The organism is Brevundimonas sp. UBA6550 (assembly GCF_002434505.1).
Lineage (GTDB): Bacteria > Pseudomonadota > Alphaproteobacteria > Caulobacterales > Caulobacteraceae > Brevundimonas.
In genome coordinates this window covers 83448-108839 of record NZ_DJKE01000012.1, presented here as the reverse complement: position 1 = coordinate 108839, position 25392 = coordinate 83448, and the positions used below count along the sequence as shown (strand labels likewise).

General features: G+C 67.0%; 32 protein-coding genes. 14 read left to right on the top strand and 18 right to left on the bottom strand.

Annotated features, from left to right (window positions below):
• Window positions 1-8 precede the first annotated feature (8 nt).
• The 6 genes from B3Z70_RS13865 to B3Z70_RS13840 form a co-directional block, all read right to left on the bottom strand.
• Window positions 9-1037: a glycerophosphodiester phosphodiesterase gene (locus B3Z70_RS13865; protein ID WP_292023769.1), complete on the bottom strand. Its 1029-nt coding sequence runs from the start codon at window positions 1035-1037 to the stop codon at window positions 9-11.
• Window positions 1038-1122: 85 nt separating this feature from the next.
• Complete coding sequence (locus B3Z70_RS13860) at window positions 1123-1929, bottom strand: inositol monophosphatase family protein (RefSeq protein ID WP_292023772.1); 807 nt, start codon at window positions 1927-1929, stop codon at window positions 1123-1125.
• 172 nt (window positions 1930-2101) lie between these two features.
• Entirely contained in the window at window positions 2102-2668 is a 567-nt protein-coding gene (gene efp / locus B3Z70_RS13855; RefSeq protein ID WP_017504556.1) for an elongation factor P, read from the bottom strand.
• Window positions 2669-2788: 120 nt separating this feature from the next.
• Window positions 2789-3349, bottom strand: coding sequence for a tryptophan-rich sensory protein (locus B3Z70_RS13850; RefSeq protein WP_248118923.1), 561 nt, complete (start codon window positions 3347-3349; stop codon window positions 2789-2791).
• Window positions 3350-3405: 56 nt separating this feature from the next.
• Window positions 3406-3906 (bottom strand): bacterioferritin, encoded by a 501-nt coding sequence (bfr, locus tag B3Z70_RS13845; protein ID WP_292023774.1) that lies wholly within the window; start codon window positions 3904-3906, stop codon window positions 3406-3408.
• A 143-nt stretch (window positions 3907-4049) separates the two neighbouring features.
• A complete protein-coding gene (locus B3Z70_RS13840) occupies window positions 4050-4235 on the bottom strand; it encodes a (2Fe-2S)-binding protein (protein ID WP_087119906.1) in 186 nt (61 codons plus the stop codon).
• 129 nt (window positions 4236-4364) lie between these two features.
• On the opposite strand from B3Z70_RS13840, the gene thiE reads away from it, so the two are divergent.
• Genes thiE through B3Z70_RS13825 form a run of 3 tightly spaced genes read left to right on the top strand, consistent with a single transcriptional unit; the run spans window position 4365 to window position 7510 of the window.
• A complete protein-coding gene (gene thiE, locus B3Z70_RS13835; RefSeq protein WP_292023776.1) occupies window positions 4365-5024 on the top strand; it encodes a thiamine phosphate synthase in 660 nt (219 codons plus the stop codon).
• Between the two features lie 58 nt (window positions 5025-5082).
• Window positions 5083-6768: a sensor histidine kinase gene (locus tag B3Z70_RS13830; RefSeq protein ID WP_292045777.1), complete on the top strand. Its 1686-nt coding sequence runs from the start codon at window positions 5083-5085 to the stop codon at window positions 6766-6768.
• A 43-nt stretch (window positions 6769-6811) separates the two neighbouring features.
• Complete coding sequence (locus B3Z70_RS13825) at window positions 6812-7510, top strand: hypothetical protein (protein ID WP_292045776.1); 699 nt, start codon at window positions 6812-6814, stop codon at window positions 7508-7510.
• A gap of 4 nt (window positions 7511-7514) precedes the next feature.
• Here the strand turns inward: B3Z70_RS13825 and B3Z70_RS13820 are convergent, their stop codons facing one another.
• A complete protein-coding gene (locus tag B3Z70_RS13820) occupies window positions 7515-7856 on the bottom strand; it encodes a VOC family protein (RefSeq protein WP_292022918.1) in 342 nt (113 codons plus the stop codon).
• A gap of 98 nt (window positions 7857-7954) precedes the next feature.
• Here B3Z70_RS13820 and B3Z70_RS13815 point away from each other — a divergent pair, with 98 nt between their 5' ends.
• A complete protein-coding gene (locus B3Z70_RS13815; protein WP_292022916.1) occupies window positions 7955-8095 on the top strand; it encodes a hypothetical protein in 141 nt (46 codons plus the stop codon).
• 3 nt (window positions 8096-8098) lie between these two features.
• Here B3Z70_RS13815 and aroC read toward each other — a convergent pair whose 3' ends face one another.
• Together aroC and B3Z70_RS13805 are read right to left on the bottom strand one after the other, a co-directional pair.
• Window positions 8099-9184: a chorismate synthase gene (gene aroC, locus B3Z70_RS13810; protein ID WP_292022915.1), complete on the bottom strand. Its 1086-nt coding sequence runs from the start codon at window positions 9182-9184 to the stop codon at window positions 8099-8101.
• Between the two features lie 9 nt (window positions 9185-9193).
• Complete coding sequence (locus tag B3Z70_RS13805; RefSeq protein ID WP_292045775.1) at window positions 9194-9928, bottom strand: J domain-containing protein; 735 nt, start codon at window positions 9926-9928, stop codon at window positions 9194-9196.
• A 111-nt stretch (window positions 9929-10039) separates the two neighbouring features.
• On the opposite strand from B3Z70_RS13805, the gene pdxH reads away from it, so the two are divergent.
• Window positions 10040-10714, top strand: a complete 675-nt coding sequence (gene pdxH, locus B3Z70_RS13800; RefSeq protein ID WP_292021713.1) for a pyridoxamine 5'-phosphate oxidase — start codon at window positions 10040-10042, stop codon at window positions 10712-10714.
• Between the two features lie 7 nt (window positions 10715-10721).
• Here the strand turns inward: pdxH and queA are convergent, their stop codons facing one another.
• Together queA and B3Z70_RS13790 are read right to left on the bottom strand one after the other, a co-directional pair.
• Window positions 10722-11822, bottom strand: a complete 1101-nt coding sequence (gene queA / locus B3Z70_RS13795; protein WP_292021711.1) for a tRNA preQ1(34) S-adenosylmethionine ribosyltransferase-isomerase QueA — start codon at window positions 11820-11822, stop codon at window positions 10722-10724.
• Between the two features lie 34 nt (window positions 11823-11856).
• Window positions 11857-13143: a D-amino acid dehydrogenase gene (locus B3Z70_RS13790; protein WP_292021710.1), complete on the bottom strand. Its 1287-nt coding sequence runs from the start codon at window positions 13141-13143 to the stop codon at window positions 11857-11859.
• Window positions 13144-13278: 135 nt separating this feature from the next.
• On the opposite strand from B3Z70_RS13790, the gene B3Z70_RS13785 reads away from it, so the two are divergent.
• The 5 genes from B3Z70_RS13785 to B3Z70_RS13765 all read left to right on the top strand — a co-directional run bounded on the left by B3Z70_RS13785 (window position 13279) and on the right by B3Z70_RS13765 (window position 16970).
• Window positions 13279-13728 (top strand): Lrp/AsnC family transcriptional regulator, encoded by a 450-nt coding sequence (locus B3Z70_RS13785; protein ID WP_292021708.1) that lies wholly within the window; start codon window positions 13279-13281, stop codon window positions 13726-13728.
• A 30-nt stretch (window positions 13729-13758) separates the two neighbouring features.
• Entirely contained in the window at window positions 13759-14235 is a 477-nt protein-coding gene (locus B3Z70_RS13780; RefSeq protein WP_292045774.1) for a hypothetical protein, read from the top strand.
• Between the two features lie 59 nt (window positions 14236-14294).
• Window positions 14295-14651: a RidA family protein gene (locus tag B3Z70_RS13775; RefSeq protein WP_292021704.1), complete on the top strand. Its 357-nt coding sequence runs from the start codon at window positions 14295-14297 to the stop codon at window positions 14649-14651.
• Between the two features lie 51 nt (window positions 14652-14702).
• Complete coding sequence (locus tag B3Z70_RS13770) at window positions 14703-16382, top strand: lysine--tRNA ligase (protein WP_292021702.1); 1680 nt, start codon at window positions 14703-14705, stop codon at window positions 16380-16382.
• A 114-nt stretch (window positions 16383-16496) separates the two neighbouring features.
• Window positions 16497-16970: an SH3 domain-containing protein gene (locus B3Z70_RS13765; protein ID WP_292021700.1), complete on the top strand. Its 474-nt coding sequence runs from the start codon at window positions 16497-16499 to the stop codon at window positions 16968-16970.
• 59 nt (window positions 16971-17029) lie between these two features.
• Here B3Z70_RS13765 and B3Z70_RS13760 read toward each other — a convergent pair whose 3' ends face one another.
• The 5 genes from B3Z70_RS13760 to B3Z70_RS13740 all read right to left on the bottom strand — a co-directional run bounded on the left by B3Z70_RS13760 (window position 17030) and on the right by B3Z70_RS13740 (window position 19610).
• Window positions 17030-17665, bottom strand: a complete 636-nt coding sequence (locus B3Z70_RS13760) for a S24 family peptidase (protein ID WP_292021698.1) — start codon at window positions 17663-17665, stop codon at window positions 17030-17032.
• Between the two features lie 51 nt (window positions 17666-17716).
• Window positions 17717-18148 (bottom strand): hypothetical protein, encoded by a 432-nt coding sequence (locus tag B3Z70_RS13755; RefSeq protein WP_292021696.1) that lies wholly within the window; start codon window positions 18146-18148, stop codon window positions 17717-17719.
• A gap of 91 nt (window positions 18149-18239) precedes the next feature.
• Window positions 18240-18590 carry a hypothetical protein gene (locus tag B3Z70_RS13750; protein ID WP_248118943.1) on the bottom strand — a complete coding sequence of 117 codons (351 nt, stop codon included), beginning with the start codon at window positions 18588-18590 and terminating at the stop codon, window positions 18240-18242.
• Between the two features lie 175 nt (window positions 18591-18765).
• Window positions 18766-19161, bottom strand: coding sequence for a PaaI family thioesterase (locus B3Z70_RS13745; RefSeq protein ID WP_292021694.1), 396 nt, complete (start codon window positions 19159-19161; stop codon window positions 18766-18768).
• Window positions 19158-19610 carry a PaaI family thioesterase gene (locus tag B3Z70_RS13740; protein ID WP_292021692.1) on the bottom strand — a complete coding sequence of 151 codons (453 nt, stop codon included), beginning with the start codon at window positions 19608-19610 and terminating at the stop codon, window positions 19158-19160. Before B3Z70_RS13740 ends, B3Z70_RS13745 begins: the two co-directional genes overlap by 4 nt.
• Before the next feature lie 82 nt (window positions 19611-19692).
• Here B3Z70_RS13740 and B3Z70_RS13735 point away from each other — a divergent pair, with 82 nt between their 5' ends.
• The gene (locus tag B3Z70_RS13735; protein ID WP_292021691.1) at window positions 19693-20724 is read left to right on the top strand and encodes a ligase-associated DNA damage response exonuclease; all 1032 of its coding nucleotides are present in this window, start codon (window positions 19693-19695) and stop codon (window positions 20722-20724) included.
• A gap of 6 nt (window positions 20725-20730) precedes the next feature.
• Here the strand turns inward: B3Z70_RS13735 and B3Z70_RS13730 are convergent, their stop codons facing one another.
• Window positions 20731-22350 (bottom strand): response regulator, encoded by a 1620-nt coding sequence (locus B3Z70_RS13730; protein WP_292021689.1) that lies wholly within the window; start codon window positions 22348-22350, stop codon window positions 20731-20733.
• 193 nt (window positions 22351-22543) lie between these two features.
• Here B3Z70_RS13730 and queC point away from each other — a divergent pair, with 193 nt between their 5' ends.
• Genes queC through B3Z70_RS13715 form a run of 3 tightly spaced genes read left to right on the top strand, consistent with a single transcriptional unit; the run spans window position 22544 to window position 24263 of the window.
• Window positions 22544-23263, top strand: a complete 720-nt coding sequence (queC, locus tag B3Z70_RS13725; protein ID WP_409410510.1) for a 7-cyano-7-deazaguanine synthase QueC — start codon at window positions 22544-22546, stop codon at window positions 23261-23263.
• On the top strand, window positions 23260-23895 hold the full coding sequence (gene queE, locus B3Z70_RS13720; RefSeq protein WP_292021716.1) for a 7-carboxy-7-deazaguanine synthase: 636 nt from the start codon (window positions 23260-23262) through the stop codon (window positions 23893-23895). The genes queC and queE overlap by 4 nt, the downstream gene beginning before the upstream one ends.
• The gene (locus tag B3Z70_RS13715) at window positions 23895-24263 is read left to right on the top strand and encodes a 6-pyruvoyl trahydropterin synthase family protein (RefSeq protein ID WP_292021687.1); all 369 of its coding nucleotides are present in this window, start codon (window positions 23895-23897) and stop codon (window positions 24261-24263) included. The genes queE and B3Z70_RS13715 overlap by 1 nt, the downstream gene beginning before the upstream one ends.
• Window positions 24264-24447: 184 nt before the next feature.
• Here B3Z70_RS13715 and prpB read toward each other — a convergent pair whose 3' ends face one another.
• Window positions 24448-25371, bottom strand: coding sequence for a methylisocitrate lyase (gene prpB, locus B3Z70_RS13710; RefSeq protein ID WP_292021686.1), 924 nt, complete (start codon window positions 25369-25371; stop codon window positions 24448-24450).
• Window positions 25372-25392 lie beyond the last annotated feature (21 nt).

Below are 25392 nucleotides of genomic sequence, written 5' to 3'. Positions count from 1 at the left end.
GCGAAGCTCTACAGGCCAGCCCGCGCCAGCGCAGGGAAGTCGCTGAATATCGCATCTACGCCGGCCTCGGCGAAGGCCGCGGCGTAGCCCGCCATGTCGCCGTGCTCGGCGAAACCGTCGCCTCGACGGCGTTCGGCGGGCAGAAAGGCGTTCTCGGCCCGCAGAGTCCAGACCACGACCTTCAGCCCCACGGCATGGGCGTCGGCCACCAGAGCGCTGGGCGTGGTGGTGCGCCCCTCGGCGTCGCGGGGCAGGACCAGGGTCATCTCCGGCGCGACCCAGGCTGCGTAGGCGGTCATGGCCATCAGTCCCTCGGGCGTGATCATTTCGGCATAGGTCAGACCGGGCCGGTCGGCCGGTCCGCCGGATGCGGCGATCAACTGGGCCAGAGGCGCCTGGATGCGACGCGACAGACGCTCCAGCGGCCCGACCTCGAAACACTGGATGATGATGGGGGCGTCGGCGCCTGTCAGGTGCAGTCGCTCCAGTTCGGCGACGAAGGCGTCCTCCATCGGCAGGCCGATCCCGGCGAAATAGGTCGGGTGCTTCAGCTCTGGCGCTACGGCGATGGTTCGCCCCGTCCGAGCCGAAGCCGTGCGGGCGATGGCGACCACCTCATCGAACGTCAGGATCGGCTCCTGCCCGTCGAAGGCGGCGCTGCCGAGGCGGAATGCGGGCAGCCGCTCCTTGGCCCGCAGGGTCTTCAACTCGGCCAGGGTGAAGTCTTCGGTGAACCAGCCGGTGGTCGCGACGCCGTCTATGGTCTTGGTGGTCTTGCGGTCGGCGTACTCGGGGCGGCTGGCGACATCTGTCGTGCCGCCGATCTCGTTCTCATGCCGGTCGATGAAGACGCCGTCTTTCGACATGACCAGATCGGGCTCGATCACGTCCGCGCCCTGTTCGATGGCCAGTTCATAGGCGGAACGGGTGTGTTCGGGCCGTTCGCCCGACGCGCCGCGGTGGGCGATGATCAGGGGCTGGGCCACGGCGGGGGCTCCTGTGAACAGGATCAGGGCGGTCAGGATGGCGCGGATCATGGCCGCTGGATAGGGCGGGGACGCGACGCGGGCGTGACAGCCCCCGATGCTCCGCCTCCTCGCCGGGGAGGCAGGGGCCTTGAGCCTAGGCCCCCTGCAGCACCTTGCGCAGATGCGGATGCAGTTCGCTGTTGGACGCCAGGACGGAAACGCCCGTCTTGGGATCGCCGTCGTTATCGATGGTGGTGACGCGCCCGCCCGCCTCGGTGACGAACAGGATGCCCGCAGCCACGTCCCAGGGCTTCAGATTGCGCTCGTAATAGGCGTCGTAGCGACCGGCGGCGACCCAGGCGAAGTCCAGGGCGGCAGAGCCCAGGCGGCGGATGCCCGCGACGCGCTGGCCGACGGCGTGGATGTCCTTGATGGCCTGGGCGTGACCCGATTTGCCGATGAAGGGCAGGCCGGTGGCGATCAGGCTTTCGGACAGGTCGCGACGGCCGGCGACGCGGATGCGCTGGTCGTTCAGATAGCAGCCCTTGCCCTTTTCGGCCCAGAACAGCTCGTTCATCACCGGATTGTAGGTGACGCCCGCGACGATCTCGGACGAGCCGTCGGGCGCCCGGCGCTCCAGCCCCACCGTGATGGCGAAATGGGGCATGGCGTGCATGAAGTTGGTGGTGCCGTCGATCGGATCGACGATCCAGGTGTGAGACTTGTCCGTCCCCTCGACCATGCCGCGCTCCTCGCCCAGGAAACCGTAGCCGGGGCGGGCCTTCATCAGCAGTTCGAACAGGGTGTCTTCCGCCTTCAGGTCGGCGGCGGTGACGAAATCGCCGGGGCCCTTGCGCGACACCTGAAGCTGGGAGACTTCGCCGAAGTCGCGCAGCATCGGACGGGCGGTCTTGCGCACCGCATCGGTCATGACTTGGAGCAGGGCGGAGGCGAGGGCCATCGGGGGATCTCCTGGTCCGAAAGTCCTTCAAAGCCGCGGCCGGACAGTCGGAGAAGTTCAGAGGGGCGACGTCCAAGCGACGTCAGTGAAAAGTGCTGGTGAGCGAAGAGGTGAGCTGGAGGCGCTTTCGCTCACCTCTTGCTCACTAACACCCCTCGCTCACCCCATAAAATCAGTCCGCTCGGCGGACGTATTCGCCGCTGGTCGTGTCGACGACGATGCGTTCGCCGGCCGACATATAGGGCGGGATCATGATGCGCACGCCGTTCGAGGCCAGCGCGGGCTTGTAGGACGACGAGGCGGTCTGGCCCTTCACCGTCGGCTCGGTCTCGGCCACTTCCAGCACGACCTGATCGGGCAGTTCCAGGCCGATCGGACGCTCTTCGTGCATCTCGATCACGACCTTCATGCCTTCTTGCAGATAGGGGATGCGCTCTTCGCCGACCCAGTCCTTCTGCAGTTCGATCTGCTCGTAGGTGGCGTCGTCCATGAAGACCAGGCTGTCGCCGTTGTCGAACAGATAGGAGAAGTCCTTCTGCTCCAGCGTCACGCGCTCGACCTTGTCTTCCGACCGGAAGCGTTCGTTCAGCTTGTTGCCGGTTTCGAGGTTCTTGGCCTCGACGTTGGCGAAGGCGCCGCCCTTGCCGGGCTTGACGTGGCTGGCCTTGGTGACGACCCACAGGCCGCCGTTGTGCTGCAGGACCATGCCGGGCTTGATGGTGTTGCCGTTGATCTTCATGGGGTCACATCGGAATTGGGGTTGCGCCCGCGCGACCGTTCCGGAGCGTGGCGAAGGGCGCGATCCCTAGAGGAAGCCCTTGGAAAGGGCAAGGTGGGGCAAGGGCCAAGCCGGCGCGCTCTAATGCAGGGTGCGCTCGCGCGAGGCGTCGTCGGCCTTGCGATGCAGGAAGTTGCCCAGCCGCACCCCAGACCCGGTCGGCGCGGCCATCTTGCCGGCGCCTTCGTCCAGCTTGCGCGCTTCATGGGCGAAGGCGGCGGCGAGGCCGGCCGAAGACATGGCGGCCATCACCTGTCGCGCCATGGAGGACGGGCGCAGGCCCAACCAGACGGCGTTCACTGTCTGAGCGGCGACCCAAAGGCCCATGGCGCGGGTGCGCTCCTTCTGCGGGGGCGCGTTCCAGACGCGCACCGCCGACAGGGTGGTGGCCGAGAACACCGCCGGCAAGATCAGGCTGAACGCCCCTTTGGGCTTTTCAGTGATCGGCAGATCCTTGTCGCGCACCTGTTTGAGGTTGCGACGGGGCTTCAACGCGCCCGAGGCGATGGTGTGGGCCAGAAGGGCGAAGCCGACGGTCAGGGCGATGCCCGCCACCACATGGCCGGTGCTGCGGCCCTGGCTGTTCAGCAGGTCCGCGGCGGCGTCGCGCACGTCGTCGATGGCGTCGTCTATATCGGTCATGGTGCGCTCCAGCTTACCCTCGAAAGGCTAATGACCGGAGCGGACCACGGTTCCCATCAGCCGCCGGTGGCGGCGCTGTCGGTCACGATCTCCTTCATGGCCGACTGAAGATAGTTTTGCGCGCCCATCAGCTGGATCAGCTTGTGCTGGTTTTCCAGGAAGTCGATATGCTCTTCGGTGTCGGCCAGAATTTTCATCAAGAGGTCGCGGCTGACGTAGTCGCGGGCTTCCTCGCACTGGGTCACGGCGGCGGCGGTGGTCGCGCGGCTGTCCAGCTCCAGCTGCAGATCGGCGCCCAGGCATTCGATGGGATCTTCGCCCACCTTCAGCTTGTGCAGGTCCTGCAGGTTCGGCAGGCCGTCCAGGAAGAGGATGCGTTTGATCAGCATGTCGGCGTGCTTCATCTCGCCGATCGATTCTTCGTAGATGACATTGCCCAGGTGGGCCAGACCCCAGCTTTCGAACATGCGCGCATGCAGGAAATACTGGTTCACCGCCGTCAGTTCGTTGGTCAGAACTGCGTTCAGCGTGCGCAGGATTGCGGGATCGCCCTTCATGGCCATGGTCCTTGGTCTCACTACGGCGCAATCGCCGTCTGTCGAGCGAGGCAATACCACAGTAAAACCCGCATTGTTTATTTGCGAGTTTTTATCACTACATTGATAGTGCGAGTGATTTTCGGCCGCGATGGGCGCGAGACCTATTCGGCTGCGAGTGCGAACGCTTCGCGGCTGTCCTGGATCATCTGGCGCATTTCGCAGACGCATTTGGCGCACTGCGCCTGGCATTGATGACTGGCGAAGATGTCGCGCGGTCGCTGGGCGCCCGCCTCGATGGACTGGGCCACATCCCGCTTGCGAAGGCCGTTGCAGTTGCAGACGTACACGAGTGTTCTACGCGATCCACCGACTGAGAATGGTTCGCTATAGCACCCCGTATGGCGATTGCAAGTCGTTCTCACGCCTTGGGCGTCCGTGACCGTTGACGCGACGTCGCAGGGGAGGGAAGGACAACCATGGCCAAGACACCCACCGTCCCCGACCGCCCGCCGTGCCGGCTGTATCTGATCACGCCGCCGTCCATTCCCGATCTGGACGCCTTTGCGACGGTTCTGGATCAGGCGCTGGCTGCCGGCGACGTGGCGGCGCTGCAAATCCGGCTGAAGCCTGCGGACGACGAGGTGATCCGGGAAGCCGTGGCGGCGCTGGCCCCGATCGCGCGGCGATACGACGTGGCGGTGATTCTGAACGACCGGCCCGATCTGGCGCGCGCCACCGGCTGCGACGGTGTGCATATCGGGCAGGAGGACGGCTCGTTGGCCGAGGCGCGGCGGATCATGGGGCCGGACGCCATGATCGGCGTCACCTGCCACGACGACCGCGACCTGGCGTGGGACGCGGCGGAGGTTGGGGCGGACTACGTCGCCTTCGGGGCCTTTTATCCGACGGCGACCAAGGACACGGTGCATACGCCCCCGCTGGAGCTTCTGACCGTCTGGCAGGAAACGGTGGAGACGCCCTGCGTCGCCATCGGCGGCATCACCGTCGATACGGCCGAGGCCGTGGCGCGTGCGGGCGCGGATTTCGTGGCCGTCAGCGGAGGAATCTGGAGTTATGACGGCGGTGCAGCCGCTGCGGTTAAGCTGTTCAATCAAAAGTTGAACTTCCAACTTTAAGGGATGTTAGGAACCCTGTGGTCATGTGCGCCTGACGACATTCGGTCAGGACGCTTTCATGATGGTGAGCCGCGTGCTCAACAGCGATGTCCCTCCCGTCTCCTCGACGACGGCGCCGAAGGCTGCCCAATCTTCGTCGGACCGCCGCAACGGTCCTGAGGCCTTTCAGCCGCTGGCGCCGGTTCTGACCGGCGTGGCGGTGGCCGTTCTGGTCGCCATGGCCATCGCCTACGGCCGCTCGACCGGCCTGGTCGCCGCCCTGTGGGGCGCGAGCGGGGTCGCCATTGCGGTCTGGCTGCGCACCAGCCGGGGGCGCGCCAGCGACCTGATGTTCGCAGCCGTGCTGACGATCAGCATTCTGATCGGCGAGATCATCGCGGGCAACAAGCCGCTGCTCGCGCTGGCCTTCACGGCCGCCGGCATGATCGAGATCGTCGCCGCCATTCTGTTGGCGCGTCGTTTCGCCCCGACGCTGAATCTGTCCACCCTGAACGGTGCGGCCGGCTTCCTGTTCTTTGCGGCCGTGCTGGCGCCCATCCCCGCCGCCCTGTGCAGCGTGTTGATTCAGTGGCAGAGCGGCCAGCCGAACGTCTGGCAAGGCTTCCAGACCTGGTGGTTCGGTCATGCGCTGGGCATTGCGGTGCTGGGTTCAATGGGGCTTTCGCTGACGCACGCCACCGTGGCGCGTCTGACGCGGCCGGCGAAGATGATCGAGGCGGGCTTGCTGCTGGGCTGTGTAGTCCTCTTCTACTACGTCAGCTTCAGCGGGTACGGGACGCCGGGCTTCTTCCTGCTGCCGCTGCTGATGGCCATCGCCGTTCGGCTTGGCGTTGCGGGCACGGCCTTCACCCTGGTCCTGGTGGCCCTGCTTTCCGTCGGCGGCGCCATGATGGGGCATGGGCCCTACAGGCAAGGCGGCACGGCCGAGCAGGTCATGATGGCCCAGATGCTGGTGCTGATCGGCTATATGCCGATCCTGCTGGTCGCCTCCCTGCTGGAAGAGCGCGACGTGCTGGCCGAGCGCGCGCGGCTGGGCCGCGAACGTGCGGAGAAGGCGTCCGAGGCCAAGTCGCGCCTGCTGGCCAACGTCGCCCACGAGATCAAGAGCCCGGTCGCGGGCATTATCGGCATCGGCGACCTGTGGCGTCAGGGCCAGTTGGGGCCGATCACGCCGCAACAGGCCGAGATGTCCGGCATGCTGGTCGCCACGGCGCGGCAGGTCGAAGCCTTGGCGCACGATCTGCTGGATGTCGCGCGGGCGGAATCCGGCGCCGTCAGGGTCGATCTGCGGCCCACCGACATTCCGGGCCTTCTGGAGGATGTGCGACGCAATTGTCTGTTGCGGGCGGACGCCGCCGGCAAGGTCGCGATCGACGTGGTGTGCGAGGGCGACGGACTGGTCGCCGTGGCGGATTCCCAGCGTCTGGCCCAGGTCGTCACCAATCTGACGATCAATGCGCTGAAATACGGCGCGTCGGGCGGGGGCATCGTCCTGCGCGCGCTGCGCGCCGAAGACTGTGTGCGGATCGAGGTCAGCGACTTCGGCCCCGGTCTGTCCTTGCAGAAACAGGCTCAGCTGTTCGAACCGTTCAACCGTCTGGGGCTGGAACGTTCGACCGTCGAGGGGCACGGCGTCGGCCTGGCGCTGGCCAAGCGGCTGGTCGAGCTGCAGGGCGGCTCCATCGGCGTGATCTCGGCGCCGGGCGAGGGCGCGACCTTCTGGGTTCTGATCCCCAAGGCGTGAGGCCGCGCTTGCGAACCCGGCCGCGCCGCGCGATGGTCCGGCCATGACCCTGATCGCCCTCGCCACCGCCGTCGCCCTGTCCGGTCAGGCCGCCCCGCCCCCGCGCGCCGGCAGCGACCTGACGCGCGATCTGAACAGCGCCCCGCCCGCCGCCGCATCGGCGACCCCGCGCGCCACGACGCCAGCGCCTGCGCCCGTCGCCGCGCCACAGTCCGCGTCGACGACGCCGCGCGCCCAAACACCTGCGCTTCAGGCGACGAGCCCCAGCCGCCCGACAACCGCCGCGCCTGCCGCTCGACTCACGACGACGCCGGCTCCGGCGCAGGTTTCGCCTACGACACAGCCGTCTGCGCCCGCGCCCGCGGCAGCACCCGCTCCTGCCGCGCTGGATGCGGCGGGGATCGCCGCCCTGCCGTTCCGCATCGAACTGCCGGCCGGCGTGGTCATGGTCCCGGCGCGGGCAGGCGCGGACGCGGCCATCTATCGCATCCAGCGCGGCGACCTGACCCTGGCCATGATCTACGCCGGGCCGTCGTCGCAGTTTCCCATCTATGACGGGGACATGATCCGCACCGGCGGCCGGACCTCCATCGTCGTCAACGAAGGCGGCCGGCGTCTGGCGATGGAGCATCTGTTCCAGCGCACGACGACGCCCAAGGAAATCCACGTCTGGATCGCCAGCGTCGTGGGCGCGGACCGTGATCTGGCCGAGCGGATCGGCCAGTCGGTGGATCCGCGCTGAGGTTTCAGGTCTCGGACCAGACCGCCATTTCGGTCCCGGCCGGATCGACGAAGTGGAAACGCCGCCCCCCGGGGAAGGCGTAGATCGGCTTGACGATGCGCCCGCCCGCCGCCTCGACGCGGGTCAGCATGGCGTGCAGATCATGGGCGTAGAGCACGGGCAGGGGCGCGGGCGTCCGGTCGGCCGGATCGGCGTCGAAGCCGCCGTCCAGCCCCTGGTCGAAGGCGGCGTAGGTCGGGCCATAGTCCATGAAGGTCCAGCCGAACGCCTGACTGTAGAAGGCCTTGGTTTCCGGCAGGTCGGCGGCCGGCAGTTCCAGATAGTCCAGCTTCCCGTCTTCACGCACGGTTGATCTCCTGTTTTCCAAGCTGCCGAAACAGGCTCTTGCACGACCGCCAGACATGCGCAAACCTGCAAACAGTTCGCAGTTGCAGGAGTCGAGCGATGATCGTGATGACCACGGGACTGGCGGGCCTGGTCGCCCTGATGCAGCGCGAAGAAAGACCGCTGGCGGTCGTGCGGCCGGCGCCTAAAGCTGTTCCCATTCCACCGGCCGACGTCGTGCGACGGCGGGCGAGCCGCTGAACCCTATCCGACCTGGGCGCGGTGTCTCAGGAAGGCGTCGGCCAGGACGCAGGCGGCCATGGCCTCGACCACCGGCACGGCCCGCAGGGCGACGCAGGGGTCGTGGCGGCCCTTGGTGCGCAGGTCCGTCTCCTCGCCGTCGCGGGTGATGGTCTGGCGCAGGGTCAGGATGGAGGAGGTCGGCTTGAACGCCACGCGCGCCGTGACCGGCTGGCCCGTCGAAATGCCGCCCAGCACGCCGCCCGCCTTGTTCGACAGGAAGACCGGCTGCTTGTTCAGGTCCAGCCGCATCTCGTCGGCGTTTTCCTCGCCCGTCAGTTCGGCGGCGTCGAAGCCGGCGCCGATCTCCACGCCCTTAGCGGCGTTGATCGACATCAGGGCCGCCGCCAGTTCGGAATCCAGCTTGCCGTAGATCGGCGCGCCCCAGCCGGCCGGAACGCCCGTGACCTCCAGCGCCACCACGGCGCCGACCGACGACCCGGCCTTGCGGACGCCGTCCAGATAAGCCTCCCACGCCGGCACGACCTCGGTCGAGGCGGCGAACAGCGGATTGCCGCCCACCGCGTCGAAGTCCATCTGGTCGGGCGCGATCCGGTGCGGACCGATCTGGACCACGCCCGCACGGATTTTCACGCCTTCGCCCAGCACCTTGCGCGCCACGGCGCCGGCCGCCACGCGGCTGGCGGTCTCGCGCGCCGAAGAGCGTCCGCCGCCCCTGTGGTCGCGCACGCCGTATTTGGCCTGGTAGGCGTAGTCGGCGTGGCCCGGCCGATAGGCGCGGGAGATCTCGCCATAGTCCTTGGACCGCTGGTCCTCGTTTTCGATCAGGATCGAGATGGGCGTGCCGGTGGTGACGGGGCCGTCGCCGTCGTCGAACACGCCCGACAGGATGCGCGCCGTGTCGCTTTCCTTGCGCTGGGTCACGAAGCGGCTGCCGCCGGGCTTGCGCTGGTCCAGCCACGGCTGGATGTCGGCCTCGGTCAAGGGCAGCAGCGGCGGGCAGCCGTCGACCACGCAGCCAATGGCCGGGCCGTGGCTCTCGCCCCAGGTGGTCACGCGAAACAGATGGCCGAAGGTGTTGTGCGACATGGGCCCGACTTAGGCCGCCAGACGATCCTGCGTCCAGACCCGCGTGAACCGGACCAGCAGGTCTTCGGCTGCCGACGGGGTGTCCGACGACGGCGTCAGGGTGACGAACAGATGCCCCGCCGCCCGCGATCCGCGCGCGGGCAGGCCCAATCCTTTCAGCCGTACCCGAACGGGCGCGGCCATATCCGCCGTGATCCAGGCCGAGCGGGTTCCCATATGTGTCTCGATCTCCACCCGTCCGCCATCGGCCATCAGGCGCCGCTCGACCGGCCAGGACATGAACAGGTCGTCGCCCATGGCCGACAGGCCGTCTTCGGGCCGGATCAGCACCGCCAGATACAGGTCCGCTCCGTCCGCCGCCCCCTGTCGCAATCGCAGATGATCGCCGGTGCGCAGGCCCTTCGGCGTCGTGACGCGCACGGTCCGGGCGCCCAGCCTGACCTCCACCTTGCCACCGGCCAGGGCCTGCATCGGCGACAGGGCCAGGACCGGCGCGGGCGCCGGGCGGATGCGGGGCGGGGCCAGGGCGGCCCGACCGGGCTGGTGCGCCTGGATCAGGCGATAGGCCGCAATCACGCGCCGGAAACGCTCGGCGTCGCCGCCCGCCTGATCCGGCCGCGCCGCCTTCACCGCCTCTCGGAAGGCCGCCTTCAACTTCGGCGCGTCGACATCGGCGGCGACGCCCAGGACGGCCAGGGCCTCGCGGACGCCGGAGACGTCGGATGAAGGACGGTGCGCGCTCATGGACGCAATCGTTCGCCGATCAGCGTCAATGGGCGGTTAACCGTGATCCAGAGGCGGCCGTTTTTGACCTCGATCATTTGCACGGAGAAACTCAGAGGCTAGACCGGCGTCATGACCGCATCCGTGATCCCGCCCAGCCCGTCGCGTGAGGAATACGCCCGCGACTACGCCGCCGCCCTGGCCGCCAATGGCGACGAGAGCATCTTCGCGCGGACCGAACCCATCGGCCTGTTCATCGAATGGCTGGCCGACGCGCGGGCGCACGAGCCGAACGACGCCAACGCCATGACCCTGTCCACCGTCGATGCGGATGGCCTGCCCGATGCGCGGATCGTGCTGTTGAAGGACGTCGATGCGCGCGGCTTCACCTTCTATTCCAACAGCGAGAGCGCCAAGGGCGTCGAGCTGGCGGGTCGTCCCGCCGCCGCCCTGACCTTTCACTGGAAGTCGCTGCGTCGTCAGGTGCGGGTGCGCGGCGCGGTCGAGCCGGTGACGCCCGCCGAGGCCGACGCTTATTTCGCCAGCCGCGCGCGCGAAAGCCGGATCGGCGCCTGGGCCTCGGACCAATCGCGCCCGCTGTCGGATCGCGCGGCCTTGGAGGAGGCGGTCGGTCGCGAAACCGCGCGGTTCGATGGTCAGGAGGTGCCGCGTCCGGACCGCTGGACCGGCTGGCGCGTCACGCCGCGATCGGTGGAGTTCTGGCGCGACCGACCGTTCCGCCTGCATGATCGTCTAAGGTTCGATCGGAACAGCAACGCCTGGGATAGGCAGCGCCTTTGGCCCTGAGCCGCGATCAGTCGCGGAACAGCAGCGACCCGTCGCCATAGGAATAGAAGCGATAGCCGTCCGCCACCGCGTGAGCGTAGGCCGTCTTCATCACGGCCTGACCGGCGAAGGCGCTGACCAGCATGAACAGCGTCGATTTGGGCAGGTGGAAGTTGGTCATCAGCACATCGACCGCCCGGAACCGATAACCGGGCGTGATGAAGATGGCCGTGTCGCCGTGGAAGGGTTTGATCTCGCCGTCCTCGGCCGTGGCGCTTTCCAGCAGCCGCAGGCTGGTGGTGCCGACGCAGACGATGCGGCCGCCGTTCGCATGGACGGCGTTCAGTGCGGCGGCGGTCTCCGGCGAGACCTCGCCCCATTCGCTGTGCATCCTGTGGTCGGCCAGATCGTCGGCCTTGACCGGCAGGAAGGTGCCGGCGCCGACGTGCAGGGTCACGGCGTGGGTCGAGACGCCGCGCGCCCGGATGGCGTCCAGCAGGGCAGGGGTGAAGTGCAGGCCCGCCGTGGGGGCGGCGACCGAACCGTCATGCTGGGCATAGACCGTCTGATAGTCGGAACGGTCGCGGTCGTCCTCGGGCCGTTTGGCTGCGATATAGGGCGGCAGGGGCATGACCCCGACATCGCGGATGGCGTCGTCCAGCGCCGGGCCGGCCAGGTCGAACGTCAGCGTGATCAGGCCGTCGTCGCCCTTGGCCGTGACAGTGGCGTCCAGACGGCCCAGGTCGCAGGCGGCGTCGGTGCTGAGGCCGAACCTGATCCTGTCACCCGGCTTGATGCGCTTGCCCGGCTTCATGAAGGCGGACCAGACGTCGGGGGCGTCGCGGTGGTGCAGGGTGGCCTCGACCTCGACCGTCAATGTGTCGCCTTCCGGCCCGCCGACGACGAGGTTAGGACGCTGGCGCACACCGGACAGACGGGCGGGGATCACGCGGGTGTCGTTGAACACCAGGGCATCGCCGGGGTGCAGGAAGTCGGGCAGGTCGCGAATGATCCGATCCTGAAGCGCATCCCCATCGACCACCAGCAGGCGGGCGGAATCGCGCGGATCTGCCGGACGCAGGGCGATGCGGTCCTCGGGCAGGTCGAAATCGAAATCAGCAGTCTTCATCAGACGGCGCAAAGACCGCAGGGCTGTCTCAGGGTCAAGCGTAACCCGGCGCAAACGCCCCCGCCCATGATCCATAGCGGTTCAGGGACAGGTCGTGCGTTTCGATCTCGGGCTTGGCGCCGCCCAGGGTGTCGGCAAGGACGCGGGCGGAGCCGCAGGCCATGGTCCAGCCCAGGGTGCCGTGGCCGGTGTTCAGATAGAGCCCCGGAAGCCGTGTGGCGCCGATGACGGGCGTGCCGTCGGGGGTCATGGGGCGCAGGCCGGACCAGTAGCTGGCGCCCTTCAGGTCGCCGCCGCCGGGGAACAAACTGCCGACCGACTGTTCCAGCGTCTCGCGGCGCAGGAGGGGCAGGCTGTTGTTGTAGCCGGACAGTTCGGCCATGCCGCCGACCCGGATGCGGTCGCCCAGACGGGTGATGGCCACCTTGTAGCTCTCGTCCATGACGGTCGAGACGGGCGCGCGGTCGGCGTCGGTGATCCGGGCCGTGATCGAATAGCCCTTCACCGGATAGACCGGCAGCTTCAGCCCCAACGGCGCGACCATCTGCGGCGAATAGGAGCCCAGGGCCACCACCACGGCGTCGGCCTGAAGCGCGCCCATGCTGGTGCGGGCGCCGACGATACGACCATTGGCTTCGGTCAGGCCGTGGACCTGGACGCCATTGTGGAAGACCACGCCCTGTGCCGCCGCCAGTTTCGCCAGGGCGTTGGTGAACAGGAAACAGTCCCCCGTCTCGTCGTTCGGCAGGCGCAGGCCGCCGACGAAAGGAACGTCGGACGCCGCCAGACCCGGCTCGGCGGCGATGCAGCCTGCGGGGTCCAGAACCTCGCACGGGACGCCCTGGGCGCGCAGGACGTCGACGTCCTTGTGCACGTCGGCCAGCTGTTTCTCGGTGCGGAACAGTTGCAGCGTGCCCTGCTGACGGCCGTCGTAGGCGATGCCGGTCTGGCGGCGCAGCAGGTCCAGCTGGTCGCGGCTGTATTCGGCCAGACGCACCATGCGGCCCTTGTTCAGCGCATAGCGTTCGTGGGTGCAGTTGCGCAGCATGGCCAGGGTCCAGCGGATCATGGCCATGTCCAGTTGCGGGCGGATGATCAGCGGGGCGTGGCGCATCAACAGCCACTTCATCGCCTTGACCGGGATCGACGGCGCGGCCCACGGCGCGGAATAGCCGGGCGAGACCTGACCCGCATTGGCGAAGCTGGTCTCCAGCGCCGGGCCGCTTTCGCGGTCGACCACGACGACCTCATGCCCTGCCTGGTTCAGATACCAGGCGGTGGTGACGCCGATAACGCCCGAACCCAGCACCAAAACCCGCATGAGACGCTTCCAACCCTGTTGTTCTTCTTCACCGGAAGCTACCCTCGCGTCGCTCGATGATCCTGCCTGTTTGCGCAATGTTCGGCGGCTGTTAGAAGCTGAACGCAATTATCTGCGGCCTGAAGGCGGAAAGTTGTGACCCTGTTCGATCCCGTCGATCAACGCATCCTGCAACGGCTTCGCGCCGAGGGGCGGATCAGCAACGCCGATCTGGCGTCTGCGGTCGGCCTGTCGCCGTCCGCCTGTCTGCGACGGGTGAGGCGGCTGGAGGAGCGGGGCGTGATCCGCGGCTACGCCGCCGTCCTGGCCAATGACGCCGACGACGGGGTGGTGGCCTATGTCGAGATCACGCTGGAGAAACAGACCGACGACCATATGCGGCGGTTCGAGGCGGCGGTCAGGAACCACCCGGAAATCCGCGACTGCTATCTGATGGCGGGGGCGGCGGACTATATCGTGCGGGCCGTGGCGCCCGACATCGCGGCCTATGAGGTGATCCACAAGGATGTGCTGTCGCGACTTCCGGGCGTGTCGCGCATCCACTCCAGCCTGGCGATCCGCAACGTTCTGGCCGCGCGCGGCTGAACCCTCGTCGTCCTGCGGTGTTCATCTGACATGAAAACCACCGACCTCCTCCCGTCCGCCCTCATCGGCGCCGTCGCCAGCGCCCGGTCCATGACCCCTATGGCGGCCATCGCCGTCGCCGAACTGGCGCATAAGCCAACGCCCGGGCGGGTTTTTCTGCTGAACCAGCCGCTGTTCAAGTTCGGCGCCCTGTTGATGGGCGTGGGCGAGCTGCTGGGCGACAAGATGAAGTCGGCGCCGGACCGCACGGTCTTTCTGGGTCTGCTGGCGCGGGTCATGAGCGCGGGCATCGCCGGTTCGGCCCTGGCGCCGCGCGGCAGGGAGAAGCTGGGCGCCGGCGTCGCCGTCGCGACCGCCGTTCCGCTGGCCTATCTGACGCTGGCGGGCCGCAAGAAGGCCATGGCGCGCATAGGCCAGACCAGGAGCGGCCTGATCGAGGACGCCTTCATCGTCGGCGCGGGGGCGCTGGTGGTGGGCCTGACGGTGGCCCGCCTGAACCGCCGCTGAGGGGCTCGACAGCGGGGCGGGCAGGGCGATAGGTGCGGGACGTCAAGGAGGATTTCATCATGATCACCCGCATCCAGGCCGGCGCCCGCATGAGCGAGGCCGTCGTCCACGGCGACACCATCTATCTCGCGGGGCAGGTCGGAGAACCAGGCGAAGACGTGGTCGCCCAGACCAGGACGGCCCTCGCCGAAGTCGAGGCCCTGTTGGCCGAGGCGGGCAGCGACAAGTCCCGCATCCTGATGGCCCAGATATGGCTGGCGGACATGGCCGATTTCGATGCGATGAACAGCGTCTGGGACGCCTGGGTCGACACCGCCAATCCGCCGGCCCGCGCCACGGGCGAAAGCCGTCTGGCCTCGCCCGACTATCTGGTCGAAATCATCGTCATCGCGGCGAAGGGCGCCGCCAAGGCCTGATCTGGCGCTAAGCGGTTGACCGGGCGGTATGCAGACTGCAAACCGCCGCCCATGTTGCAGAACCTCGAAACCCTCGCCCGCGAGGCCAAGTCCTGGCCGTTTGAGCAAGCCCGCAATCTTCTGAACCATGTTCTGAAGAAGCGGCTGTCGGACGCCGAGCGCGACGCGGCCAAGCTGCTGATCGACGCGGGCAAGGCGGATGAGGCTCTGGCGACCTTCCCCGCGCTGCAACGGCCGGTGATCCTGGAGACGGGTTACGGCCCGTCGGGCCTGCCGCATATGGGCACCTTCGGCGAGGTGGCGCGCACGACCATGGTGAGGAACGCCTTCCGCGCCCTGACCGGCGATCACTGGCCGACGCGCCTGATCGCCTTCAGCGACGACATGGACGGCCTGCGCAAGGTGCCGGAAGGCATTCCGAACCCGGAGATGCTGCGCGAAGACCTGCATCTGTCGCTGACCCGCGTGCGCGACCCGTTCGGCACCCATGACAGTTTCGGCGCGCACAACAATGCGCGTCTGCAGGCGTTCCTGGACAGTTTCGGGTTCGATTACGAGTTCATGTCCTCGACCGAGACCTACATGTCCGGGCGGTTCGACGCGACCCTTTTGACCCTGCTGGAGCGGTTCGACGCGGTTCAGGCCATCATGCTGCCGACCCTGGGCGAGGAGCGGCGCGCGACCTATTCGCCCTTTCTGCCCATCAGCCCCATCACCGGCCATGTGCTGCAGGTGCCGACGCTGGCGCGTAATGTCGAGAAGGGCACGATCACCTTCGAAGACCCTGCCGGCGAAGCGGGCAACCGCACCGAGGTTCCGGTCACCGGCGGCCATGTGAAGCTGCAATGGAAGCCCGACTGGGCCATGCGCTGGGTCGCGCTGGACATCGATTACGAGATGTCGGGCAAGGACCTGATCGAGAGCGTGCGCGAAAGCTCCAAGGTCTGCCGCGCCCTGGGCGGCACCCCGCCGGAAGGCTTCAACTACGAACTGTTCCTGGACATCGAGGGCAAGAAGATTTCGAAGTCTAAGGGCAATGGCCTGACGATGGACGAATGGCTGCGCTACGGCACGCCAGAGAGCCTGTCGTGGTACATGTTCCAGTCGCCCAAGTCGGCCAAGTCGTTGCACTTCAACGTCATTCCGCGCGCGATCGACGACTATCTGGCCTTCATCGAAAGCTACAAGACGCAGGAGCCCGCCAAGCGGATCGACAACGCCGTCTGGTCGATCCACGCGGGCGATCCGCCGACCCACACCTCGCCTGTGTCGTTCGCCCTGCTGCTGAACCTGGTAGGCGTGGCCAATGCGTCCAGCAAGGCGCAACTGTGGGCCTATTTCGCCAAATATCTGCCGGATGCGACGCCCGAGAACGAGCCGCTGCTGGACCGGCTGATGGACCATGCGCTGAACTACTACGAGGACTTCGTGAAGCCCTCCAAGTCCTACCGCCTGCCGGACGACAAGGAGAAGGCGGCGCTTAGTGATCTGGCGGAACGGCTGAAAACCCTGCCTGCCGACACGACGGACGGCGAGCTGATCCAGAACGAGGTTTATGCGGTGGGCAAGGACCACGCCTTCGAGCCGCTACGGGCCTGGTTCGGGGCGCTGTATGAAGTGCTGCTGGGCGCCTCTCAGGGGCCGCGCTTCGGCTCGTTCGCGGCGATCTATGGTTTGCCGCAGACGATCGCGCTGATCGAAGCGGGGGCGAACGGCGAACTGGTCGCCTGACCTCGTCTCGGCGGCGACGAACATGAACCGAAAATAACGGCGAAGCTCCGGGAGCCTTCAGGTTCGTCTGTGCATTCTCCCCCCATCGGCAAACGCGCTGACAGGAGAAGAGTTATGTCGAACAAGATTTTCAAGACCGGTCTGGCCACCGCTGCAGCTCTGGCCGCCATGGTGACCGCCGCTCCGATGGCCGCCCAGGCCCAGGCCAACGGCGTCACCAACTGCGACGCCCCCGGCGGTCGCCAGCGTGCGGGCGCCCTGATCGGCGCCGTCGTCGGCGGCGTGGTCGGGTCGAACCTTGCCCGTAACGAACGCACCGCAGGCACCATCGTCGGCGCGGGCGCCGGCGCGGCCGCCGGGTCCTACATCGGCTGCAACCAGCAGCGCGCGCGCGCGGCCTCGGTGTCGAACGGCTCGCAATATCGCGCCTCGTCCAACCTGCGCATCCGCAGCGGCCCCGGCACCAACTATCGCACCGCCGGCACCCTGTCGGCTGGTCAGCCCTTCACCGCCATCGGTTCTCAGGGCGAATGGGTGCAGATCGCGGGCGGCGGCTGGGTGAACGCCCACTACGTTACGGCCAACTAAGATCTGGTCGGTTTGATGGAGGCCCCGCCGGTTCGCCGCGCGGGGCCTTTCCATGTCCGCTACTGACTGACCCACAGAATACGCGCCATCCATTCGATGTCGCGTCGGGGCACGATCCGGGGCGGATAGTCGGGATTGATGGACGCCAGGGTGACGGCGCGGCTGGTCAGGCTGGCCACTTCCTTGGCGACGGTCTCGCCGGTCATCAGCCGGACGACGACACGGTCTCCACGTCGGACGCGGGTCTCTTCCTGATCTACCAGAACCCGGTCGCCCTCGCGGTAGAGCGGCGACATCGAATCGCCGTCTATGGTCATGCTGAACAAGGTGTCCTTGGCCTGCGGCAGTTCGGTCTGGTCCCACCCGTCGCCTGTGGGCAGCCCGGCGTCATCGAAGAAACCGTCGTCGCCCGCCTTGGCCAGGCCCAGCAGCGGCACGGTCGCCGGCCGCTCGGGCGCATCCTCGGCCAGGGCCGCGAAGTCCGCCAAGGACACGCCTGTCGCCTGAAGAACCAGGGTCACACTCTCGGTCGAGGGCCAGCGCGGACGCGGCGGATCGCCCGCCCCGAACCGTTTGGAAGGATTGAAGCTGGTGGCGTCCAAACCCGCGCGCCGTGCCAAGGCTGACGGCGTCAGACCCTCTCGCCGCGCCAGATTGTCGACGGCTTTCCAAAGTTTGGCGTGCGACAGCGGCATGGCGTCTCAACGACTGATTCGCCGCAGAATAAGCGTTCGGTCTAGGAATTTCTACCTATTCATCTCTGCGGCGTGGCGGTCTTGCCACGAGAAAAAGGTGCCGACGGTCAAAAATCCGATGATGAGATAGCTGTTGAGATTCATAACGGTAATCAATGATGCAAGTAAAACGGGCTGCTTGGTAAGTATCATGATGTGACACATCACGGTGATGAGCTGAATGCCGCTAACCCATACCGGCCATGATTGGCGATAACGCCAAGAGAGGCCGACAAAAACAAAAAGAGCGGCAACGTCGATCAGGAAAAGACCGACCGGCATTCCGCGGAAGCCGCTGTTCTCCTGCAGAATGATCGATGCAAACCAAGCAAAGAGATACGCGCCCGCGCCGAAGCGCTCCGCTGGTCCCCCTTTTAAGAAAGCGAACAACGCCATGCCGACCATGAAGACCGCGCCGACGACGGCGTAGGCTAGATTAAGCATGGCAAATCGCCCCCGTGCAGAAATGCGCGGGGGCGATAATGACCTAAGTCACGACAGACGGAAATCGCGGTAAGCCAAGCTTACCAACAATTCACGCGACGCGGTGCAGATGCGTCGGCGTCAAGGCGGCCTTCGGATCGAGCCAGTCGTCCGGCTTGGCGATTGGGCCGGCGGCGTAGGTGCCGTAGCCGAGGCGACGGTGGTCCTTTTGCAGTTCGGCGTGGCAGGCGACGATGGATTCGCGCGCGGCCGACAGGGCGGCGATGGTTTCCATGGCCTTGGCTTGGGACATCGTGCCGCTGACCGGCGAGAGCGAGAGGGCCGCGCGGGCGCCGATGAAGGATTGAACCAGGGTCGTCGCCTGAGTGATCGCGGCGTCGATCGCGAGTTCGGTAGCATGCAGATCGCCAGCAACGCTGGTGACGACTTCAGTCCGGTCCATGAGAGCCCCTCAAGGTATGGTTACAGAGGCCGTATGGTTATCACGTCTTAACCTTGTTTGATAGGGGTATGTTCATACCTTGAACAATCGCGCGTTGAACCCCGCGTCATGGCTGGCGCTCGAATGTCAGCAGCGGCGGGCTCCCAAAGCGAATCGACCGTCCGCGCCCGGACGATCAGTTCTGGTTGTCGAGCAGGAAGTGCGCGGTCAGGCTGGCGATTGGCTGTGAACGTTCTTCCTGCCAGGCCTCGGCCTGGACGTGGGCCAGGCGGCGGCCGGCGCGGCTGATCCTGGCTCGGGCGAAGACGTCGATCGGCCGCCCGGTGCGGAGATAGGCCACGGTGACGTTGATCGGACGGGGCAGGCGCGGACTGGGAAAGGCCATGGCCAGTTGCGCCATGGCGGTCATCTCCAGCAGGGCGGCCGTCGATCCGCCGTGCAACGCCGGCAGCATCGGATTGCCGATCAGCTTGTCCGCGAAGGGCATGATCACGGTCACCTCGTCGCCGCTGACGAACGTTTTCAGGCCCAGAAACCGGGCGTAGGGCAGGGTGGCGAGAATGTCGGTCATGCGGCCGCTCCGACCAAGCGTTCGCGAGATGGATTGAAGATATAGGCCGACTGGGCCGCCGCCACCGGGTCGGACGGGTCGTCCTCGAAAGCCCAGGCCCGCACGAAGGCGATGGTATGGGTCATGCGATAGCAGACCCCTTGGGCCAGCAGGTCCCGATGCGGCCGGGCGGCCCGCATATAGTCCACGCGCAAATCCACGGTGGCTATGGGTTGGAAGGCGTCCAGTGCCGTCCACACCGCCAACCCGCCGATATGATCCAGCAACGTCGTCACCAGGCCGCCTGCGAACACGCCGCCGTCGGGGTCGCCGACCAGATCCTCGCGCCAGGGCACGCGGATGCGCGGCTCGCCGTCATGCAGGCCGTCGAAGGCGAAGCCCAGCGCTCCCGTATGGGCCGCGCCCGCCGCGAGTTGGGGCAGGATGGAGGTCAGGAAGCTGTCGGACATCAAGCAGTACGGCCTTTCCGGCGGTTCTGGGGTGTTCCTGTATGGATCGGCGACCCGACGGCGTCGAGTGCGTTAGGGGACCATGATCCGCGCCGAAGACCTGCTGCATCCGACGCCCGCCGGCCTCTATTGCCCGCCCGGCGACTTCTATGTCGATCCGGTGCGGCCGGTTGATCGAGCCGTCATCACCCACGGCCATTCCGATCATGCGCGGGCGGGGCATGGCGCCGTGCTGGCGACGCGCCAGACATTGGCGATCATGGCAGAACGCTATGGCGCCGATTTCACGGACCAGGCGCAGTCGGTCGAATATGGCCAGGCGACGGGGATAAACGGCGTCGATTTGAGACTGGCGCCGGCGGGCCATGTGCTGGGCTCGGCCCAGGTCGAGGTGCGCTGGAAGGGGCTGACCATGGTCGTATCCGGCGATTACAAACGCCGCCGCGATCCGACCTGCGCGCCGTTCGAGCCGATCCCGTGCCACGTCTTCATTTCAGAGGCGACCTTCGGCCTGCCCGTGTTCAGCCATCCGCCGGCCGAAGAGGAGGTGGGACGGCTGGTGCGTTCGCTGGCTCAGTTCCCGGAACGGGCGCATCTGGTCGGCGCCTATGCGTTGGGCAAGGCGCAACGGATCATTCGCCTGCTGCGTGAGGCGGGGTGGGATCGGCCCATCTATTATCACGGCGCGATGGAGCGGTTGAACGCCCTTTACGAACGCGAAGGCGTCGATCTGGGGCCGCTTCTGCCGACGCGCGACCTGCCCAGGAACGCCCTGGGCGGCGAGGTGGCCATAGCGCCGCCGTCCGCCATTCAGGATCGGTGGGCGCGCCGGTTCGCCGACCCGGTCACGGCCTTCGCCTCGGGATGGATGGGTGTGAAGGCCCGCGCGCGTCAGAGAGGTGTGGAGTTGCCGTTGATCGTGTCCGACCACGCCGACTGGAACGAATTGACGGCGACCTTCACGGAGTTGAAGCCCGAGGAGGTGTGGATCACCCATGGTCGGGAGGAAGGTCTGCTGCGCTGGGCGGAGATCAATGGCCAGAAGGCCAGAGCGCTGCGTCTTGTCGGCTATGACGAGGAGGACGAGGAGGCGTTGGACGTCAGGCCGGATTGAGCCGCGTCAGGCGGCCGACCGGCCCGATGCGTCTTGACCTTCGGCGTCCTGCGCCATCGCCAGGGCGGCGTTCATGGCCATACGCAGACGTTCGGGCTTGATCGGCTTTTCGACCACCGCCGCCATGCCGATGGACAGATAGTGTTTGGCGTCCTCGGGGTCGGCGTTGGCGGTCAGGGCCACGATGGGCACGCGGCCGACGGGGGCGGGCAAGGCGCGGATGGCCTGGGTCGCCTGCACCCCGTCCATGCGCGGCATCTTGATGTCCATCAGCACCAGATCGTAGCGGCTTTCCTGCACGGCCTGCAGCGCCTCCAGCCCATCCTCGGCCAGTTCGGAACTGCAGCCGAACATTTCGCACAGGGCCTGGGCGACCACGCGGTTGGTGGCGTTGTCGTCGACGATCAGAATGTGCGGCGCCGCCTTCAGGTCGAAACCGGCCAGGTCGGAGACGTTCGACTGAACCTCGGCCTCCATGATCGCGCGCGGCGCGGTCAGGTCGAAGGCGAAGGTGGCGCCGCGTCCCTTGTTGTTCTCGGCCCAGATCCGGCCGCCCATCCGGTCGATGACCTGACGGCAGATGGAAAGGCCGAGACCGGCGCCGTCGGGCCCCGAGCCATGGACGAAGGGTTCGAAGATGGAATCGACCCGGTCGACGTCCACGCCAGGTCCGTCGTCGCGGACGCGGGCCTCCATATGGATGTCGCCGCCCTCGACCCAGGCCTTCAGCCCGGCCTCGACCACGCCGTTGCGGGCGAACTTCAGCGCATTGCCGATCAGGTTGTTGAACACCTGTTTCAGGCGCACGCCGTCGATCACGGCCGCCAGGTCGGTGTCGCCCTCACAGCCGACCAGCAGAGTGACGCCGTCCTGAGAGGCGCGGGGCTCCCACATCGACTGAATATCGTCCATCACGGCGCGCAAAGCCGTCGGCGTGCTGGACAGCTCCAGTTCGCCCGCCTCGGCCTTGGACAGGTCCACCGCGTCCTGCAGGATGCGCAGCAGGGTCTCGGACGAATCCACGATGGTCTGGACGTGCGCCTGGGCGGTCGCCGTCAGGGGCTGGCGGCGCAGCAGTTCGGCGACGGCCAGCACGCCGTTCATCGGCGTGCGCAATTCATGGCTCATGATGGCCAAGAACTGGCTCTTGGCGCGGGCGGCGGCGATGGCCTGGGCGCGGGTGTCGCTGAGGATGGCGGCCTGTTCGGCCAGTTGCTCGTTCTGTTCGCGTTGGCGCGTGTTGACCGCCTGGAGCAGGGTCGCGGCGGTGCCGACGCCTAGATAGGCGCCATGGCGGGTCACGATAAAGCCCCGCAACAAGGCTGCGGGGCCGCCCTTCAGCATGATGTCGCAGAAGGCGTCGATGCGAACGCCGGCCTCCACCACCGCCGGTTCGGCGTCCATGGCGAAGGTGATGGGGCGAAGGTCGTAAAGGGCGTGGCCGAACCGGGCGGCGATCTTTTCAAGAAATGCGGTGCGCTCGACCAGGCCCACGGGGCGGTCGCCGTCGACGACGGGTATGACCAGCGTGTCCGGCTCGCGATTGAAGCGCGCCAGCACCTCGCACCCAAGCGTCGTCGGAGCCACCGGCTGGGGACGCTCGGAAAGGGTTTCGATGGTCGGCATACTGCCCGGAACTCCTACTCATTGTGAGTATAAGTCCGAAATCGCTTGCGGATTGGTTAAGCCGCGAGGCCCAAACGCAAATCCGCCTTTTTTGCCCCGGGCGGGGGTCTGGTGTATGAGGCCCGCCCGACCCATCTAGGGTCTTCATCCCTTTGTGCATGCGCGCGGCCGACCGGCCGACCGCAGGTTTGTCATGAGCGAAATCCTGGAAAAGACCCAAAAAACCGCCTTGGTCCTGTTCTCCGGCGGGCAGGACAGCGCGACCTGCCTGGCTTGGGCGCTGAAGCGGTTCGACCGGGTCGAGACGGTGGGCTTCGACTATGGCCAGCGCCATGCGGTCGAGATGCAGGCGCGCCAGACGGTGCGCGACAGCATGACCAAGGCCCTGGCTCAGTATGCGGATCGTCTGGGCGACGATCATGTGGTGGACCTGACCGGGTACGGCCGGATCGCCGAGAGCGCCCTGACCGCGGACCGCAAGATCGAGATGGATGCGCGCGGCCTGCCGACCACCTTCGTCCCGGGTCGCAACCTGATCTTCCTGGTCGCGGCGGCGGCGCTGGCGGACCGGCGCGGCCTGGAGGTGCTGGTCGGCGGCATGTGCGAAACGGACTATTCCGGCTATCCCGATTGTCGCCACGACACGATGGTGGCCATGGCGCGGGCGCTGTCGCTGGGGCTGGACAAGCCGGTTGTGATCGAGACCCCCCTGATGTGGCTGACCAAGGCCCAGACGTGGGAGTTGGCGCAGCAGATCGGCGGGGCCGCCCTGGTCGAGATGATCATCGAGGACAGCCACACCTGCTATCAGGGCGACCGGACGCACCGGCACGCCTGGGGCTATGGTTGCGGCGAATGCCCGGCCTGCGACCTGCGCGCGGCGGGTTACGAGGAATGGGTCGCCTCACAATGACCTATTCGGCCAAGGAGGTCTTTCTGACCGTGCAGGGCGAGGGCGGACAGGCGGGGCGGCCCGCGGTCTTCCTGCGCTTCGCCGGCTGCAACCTGTGGAGCGGGCGCGAGCAGGATCGGGCCAGCGCGGTCTGCACCTTCTGCGACACCGATTTCGTCGGCGTGGACGGCGGCGGGGGCGGCAAGTTCACGACGGCGGACCTGTTGGCCGATCATGTCGCATCGCTGTGGCGAGGACGCGAGGGCGATCCGAAACTGGTCGTCTGCACCGGCGGAGAGCCGTTGCTGCAACTGGATGCGGCGCTGATCGCGGCCCTTCATGCGCGCGGGTTCGAGATCGCCATCGAGTCGAACGGCACGCTGGCGGCGCCCGACGGGATCGACTGGATCTGCGTCAGCCCCAAGGCGGATGCGCCCGTGGTCCAGACGCGCGGGCAGGAGCTGAAACTGGTCTTTCCGCAGGACAAGGCCATGCCCGACCGGTTCGAGCATCTGGATTTCGAACGCTTCTGGCTGCAGCCGATGGACGGGCCGGATCAGGTCGCGAACACCGCCGACGCCATCGAATACTGCCTGACCCATCCCCAATGGCGCCTGAGCGTCCAGACCCACAAATATATCGGCGTCCGCTAATGCCCGTCTTCGAGATCACCAAACAGGCGACGTTCGACGCCGCCCACCACTTCCCCAACGAACCCGAGGGCAGCATCTATCGCCGCGTCCACGGCCATTCCTTCACGGTCGAGGCGACGGTGCGGTCCGAGGTGCTGGATGCCGACCACGGCTGGGTCGCGGACCTGGGCGCGCTGGACCGGGCGCTGAAGGCGGCGGCCGAGACGCTGGACCACGGGATGCTGAACGAGCATCCGGGGCTGGAACTGCCCAGCCTGGAGAACCTGTGCCTGTGGTTCGTCGCACGGTTGAAGCCCGAATGGCCGGGCCTGTGCCGCATTCAGGTGGCTCGCCCGACGATCAACGAGCGGTGCGTGCTGTCGCTTTGAATCTGAATGCGTCATCCTGACTCGCGGGTGACGGGCATACGGCCGGGGCTTTTAGCAGTTGGAACCTGCTCGCTGAGGTTCGCCTGCGTTTCGTCTCCGGGCGGCACGGAGACACGGCGGACGAGCTCCTCACGTTTCGCGGCTTCGATCATGGAGAGGCGTCCAGTGTCCGCGCTTCGGCGGATCAACCGTCCTGCGGCATCCCTTGAGGCACGACGGTCTTGATGATGGAGGCGTCCAGTTCTTCGAAGGCGTGCAGGCCGATGGTGTCGTACAGTTCCTGGCGGGTCTGCATGCGGTCCACATATTTGTGCGTTCCGCCATTGGTCTTGATCGAGGCGTACAGTTCCGACTGCGCCTTGTTGGCGACGCGCAGGGACGAGACCGGCCAGATCACCATCTTGTAGCCCATCTGCTCGAACTCCTTGGCGGTGTAGAAGGGCGTCTTGCCGAACTCGGTCATATTGGCCAGCAGGGGTACGCCGGGCATGGCCTTGGCGAACTTCTCGAACATCTCACGGGTGTTGAGCGCTTCGGGGAAGATGCAGTCGGCGCCGGCGTCGACATACATCCTGGCGCGGTCGACGGCGGCGTCGAAGCCTTCCACGCCGGCTGCGTCGGTGCGGGCCATGATGACGATGTCGCGGCTGGCCTTCTTGGCGGCGGCGACCTTGGCGGCCATGTCCAGGGCCGGGACCAGGGCCTTGCCGTTCAGGTGGCCGCACTTCTTGGGCAGGATCTGGTCTTCCAGGTGTACGGCGCCGGCGCCCGCCTCCTCGAAGGTCCGCACCATGTGCATGACGTTCAGCGCCTCGCCATAGCCGGTGTCGCCGTCCACCAACAGGGGAAGGCCGGACGCGCGGGCGATCTGGCGGATGAAGAAGGCGACCTCGTCCACCGTGATGATGCCCAGGTCCGGCAGGCCCATGGAGGCCGTCATGGCGGCACCCGACAGATAGACCCCGTCGAAGCCGGCGTTCCTGGCCTGGATGGCCGCCTGGCCGTTGTGGGCGCCGGGCAACTGCCAGATGCCGTCACGGGCCAGGGCGGCGCGGAAACGCTTGCCGGCGGATTCGGTCGGCAGGTCGGCGGCGACGAGATAGGGCATGGAGACTCCGTAGGCTTTCAG

What these genes read in the sequence shown, in the direction of transcription:
- B3Z70_RS13865 (WP_292023769.1), bottom strand. Translation starts at nt 1,037, where the DNA reads ATGATCCGCGCCATCCTGACCGCCCTGATCCTGTTCACAGGAGCCCCC.
- B3Z70_RS13860 (WP_292023772.1), bottom strand. Translation starts at nt 1,929, where the DNA reads ATGGCCCTCGCCTCCGCCCTGCTCCAAGTCATGACCGATGCGGTGCGC.
- efp (WP_017504556.1), bottom strand. Translation starts at nt 2,668, where the DNA reads ATGAAGATCAACGGCAACACCATCAAGCCCGGCATGGTCCTGCAGCAC.
- B3Z70_RS13850 (WP_248118923.1), bottom strand. Translation starts at nt 3,349, where the DNA reads ATGACCGATATAGACGACGCCATCGACGACGTGCGCGACGCCGCCGCG.
- bfr (WP_292023774.1), bottom strand. Translation starts at nt 3,906, where the DNA reads ATGAAGGGCGATCCCGCAATCCTGCGCACGCTGAACGCAGTTCTGACC.
- thiE (WP_292023776.1), top strand. Translation starts at nt 4,365, where the DNA reads ATGGCCAAGACACCCACCGTCCCCGACCGCCCGCCGTGCCGGCTGTAT.
- B3Z70_RS13830 (WP_292045777.1), top strand. Translation starts at nt 5,083, where the DNA reads ATGATGGTGAGCCGCGTGCTCAACAGCGATGTCCCTCCCGTCTCCTCG.
- B3Z70_RS13825 (WP_292045776.1), top strand. Translation starts at nt 6,812, where the DNA reads ATGACCCTGATCGCCCTCGCCACCGCCGTCGCCCTGTCCGGTCAGGCC.
- B3Z70_RS13815 (WP_292022916.1), top strand. Translation starts at nt 7,955, where the DNA reads ATGATCGTGATGACCACGGGACTGGCGGGCCTGGTCGCCCTGATGCAG.
- aroC (WP_292022915.1), bottom strand. Translation starts at nt 9,184, where the DNA reads ATGTCGCACAACACCTTCGGCCATCTGTTTCGCGTGACCACCTGGGGC.
- B3Z70_RS13805 (WP_292045775.1), bottom strand. Translation starts at nt 9,928, where the DNA reads ATGAGCGCGCACCGTCCTTCATCCGACGTCTCCGGCGTCCGCGAGGCC.
- pdxH (WP_292021713.1), top strand. Translation starts at nt 10,040, where the DNA reads ATGACCGCATCCGTGATCCCGCCCAGCCCGTCGCGTGAGGAATACGCC.
- queA (WP_292021711.1), bottom strand. Translation starts at nt 11,822, where the DNA reads ATGAAGACTGCTGATTTCGATTTCGACCTGCCCGAGGACCGCATCGCC.
- B3Z70_RS13790 (WP_292021710.1), bottom strand. Translation starts at nt 13,143, where the DNA reads ATGCGGGTTTTGGTGCTGGGTTCGGGCGTTATCGGCGTCACCACCGCC.
- B3Z70_RS13780 (WP_292045774.1), top strand. Translation starts at nt 13,759, where the DNA reads ATGAAAACCACCGACCTCCTCCCGTCCGCCCTCATCGGCGCCGTCGCC.
- B3Z70_RS13775 (WP_292021704.1), top strand. Translation starts at nt 14,295, where the DNA reads ATGATCACCCGCATCCAGGCCGGCGCCCGCATGAGCGAGGCCGTCGTC.
- B3Z70_RS13770 (WP_292021702.1), top strand. Translation starts at nt 14,703, where the DNA reads ATGTTGCAGAACCTCGAAACCCTCGCCCGCGAGGCCAAGTCCTGGCCG.
- B3Z70_RS13765 (WP_292021700.1), top strand. Translation starts at nt 16,497, where the DNA reads ATGTCGAACAAGATTTTCAAGACCGGTCTGGCCACCGCTGCAGCTCTG.
- B3Z70_RS13760 (WP_292021698.1), bottom strand. Translation starts at nt 17,665, where the DNA reads ATGCCGCTGTCGCACGCCAAACTTTGGAAAGCCGTCGACAATCTGGCG.
- B3Z70_RS13755 (WP_292021696.1), bottom strand. Translation starts at nt 18,148, where the DNA reads ATGCTTAATCTAGCCTACGCCGTCGTCGGCGCGGTCTTCATGGTCGGC.
- B3Z70_RS13750 (WP_248118943.1), bottom strand. Translation starts at nt 18,590, where the DNA reads ATGGACCGGACTGAAGTCGTCACCAGCGTTGCTGGCGATCTGCATGCT.
- B3Z70_RS13745 (WP_292021694.1), bottom strand. Translation starts at nt 19,161, where the DNA reads ATGACCGACATTCTCGCCACCCTGCCCTACGCCCGGTTTCTGGGCCTG.
- B3Z70_RS13740 (WP_292021692.1), bottom strand. Translation starts at nt 19,610, where the DNA reads ATGTCCGACAGCTTCCTGACCTCCATCCTGCCCCAACTCGCGGCGGGC.
- B3Z70_RS13735 (WP_292021691.1), top strand. Translation starts at nt 19,693, where the DNA reads ATGATCCGCGCCGAAGACCTGCTGCATCCGACGCCCGCCGGCCTCTAT.
- B3Z70_RS13730 (WP_292021689.1), bottom strand. Translation starts at nt 22,350, where the DNA reads ATGCCGACCATCGAAACCCTTTCCGAGCGTCCCCAGCCGGTGGCTCCG.
- queC (WP_409410510.1), top strand. Translation starts at nt 22,544, where the DNA reads ATGAGCGAAATCCTGGAAAAGACCCAAAAAACCGCCTTGGTCCTGTTC.
- queE (WP_292021716.1), top strand. Translation starts at nt 23,260, where the DNA reads ATGACCTATTCGGCCAAGGAGGTCTTTCTGACCGTGCAGGGCGAGGGC.
- B3Z70_RS13715 (WP_292021687.1), top strand. Translation starts at nt 23,895, where the DNA reads ATGCCCGTCTTCGAGATCACCAAACAGGCGACGTTCGACGCCGCCCAC.
- prpB (WP_292021686.1), bottom strand. Translation starts at nt 25,371, where the DNA reads ATGCCCTATCTCGTCGCCGCCGACCTGCCGACCGAATCCGCCGGCAAG.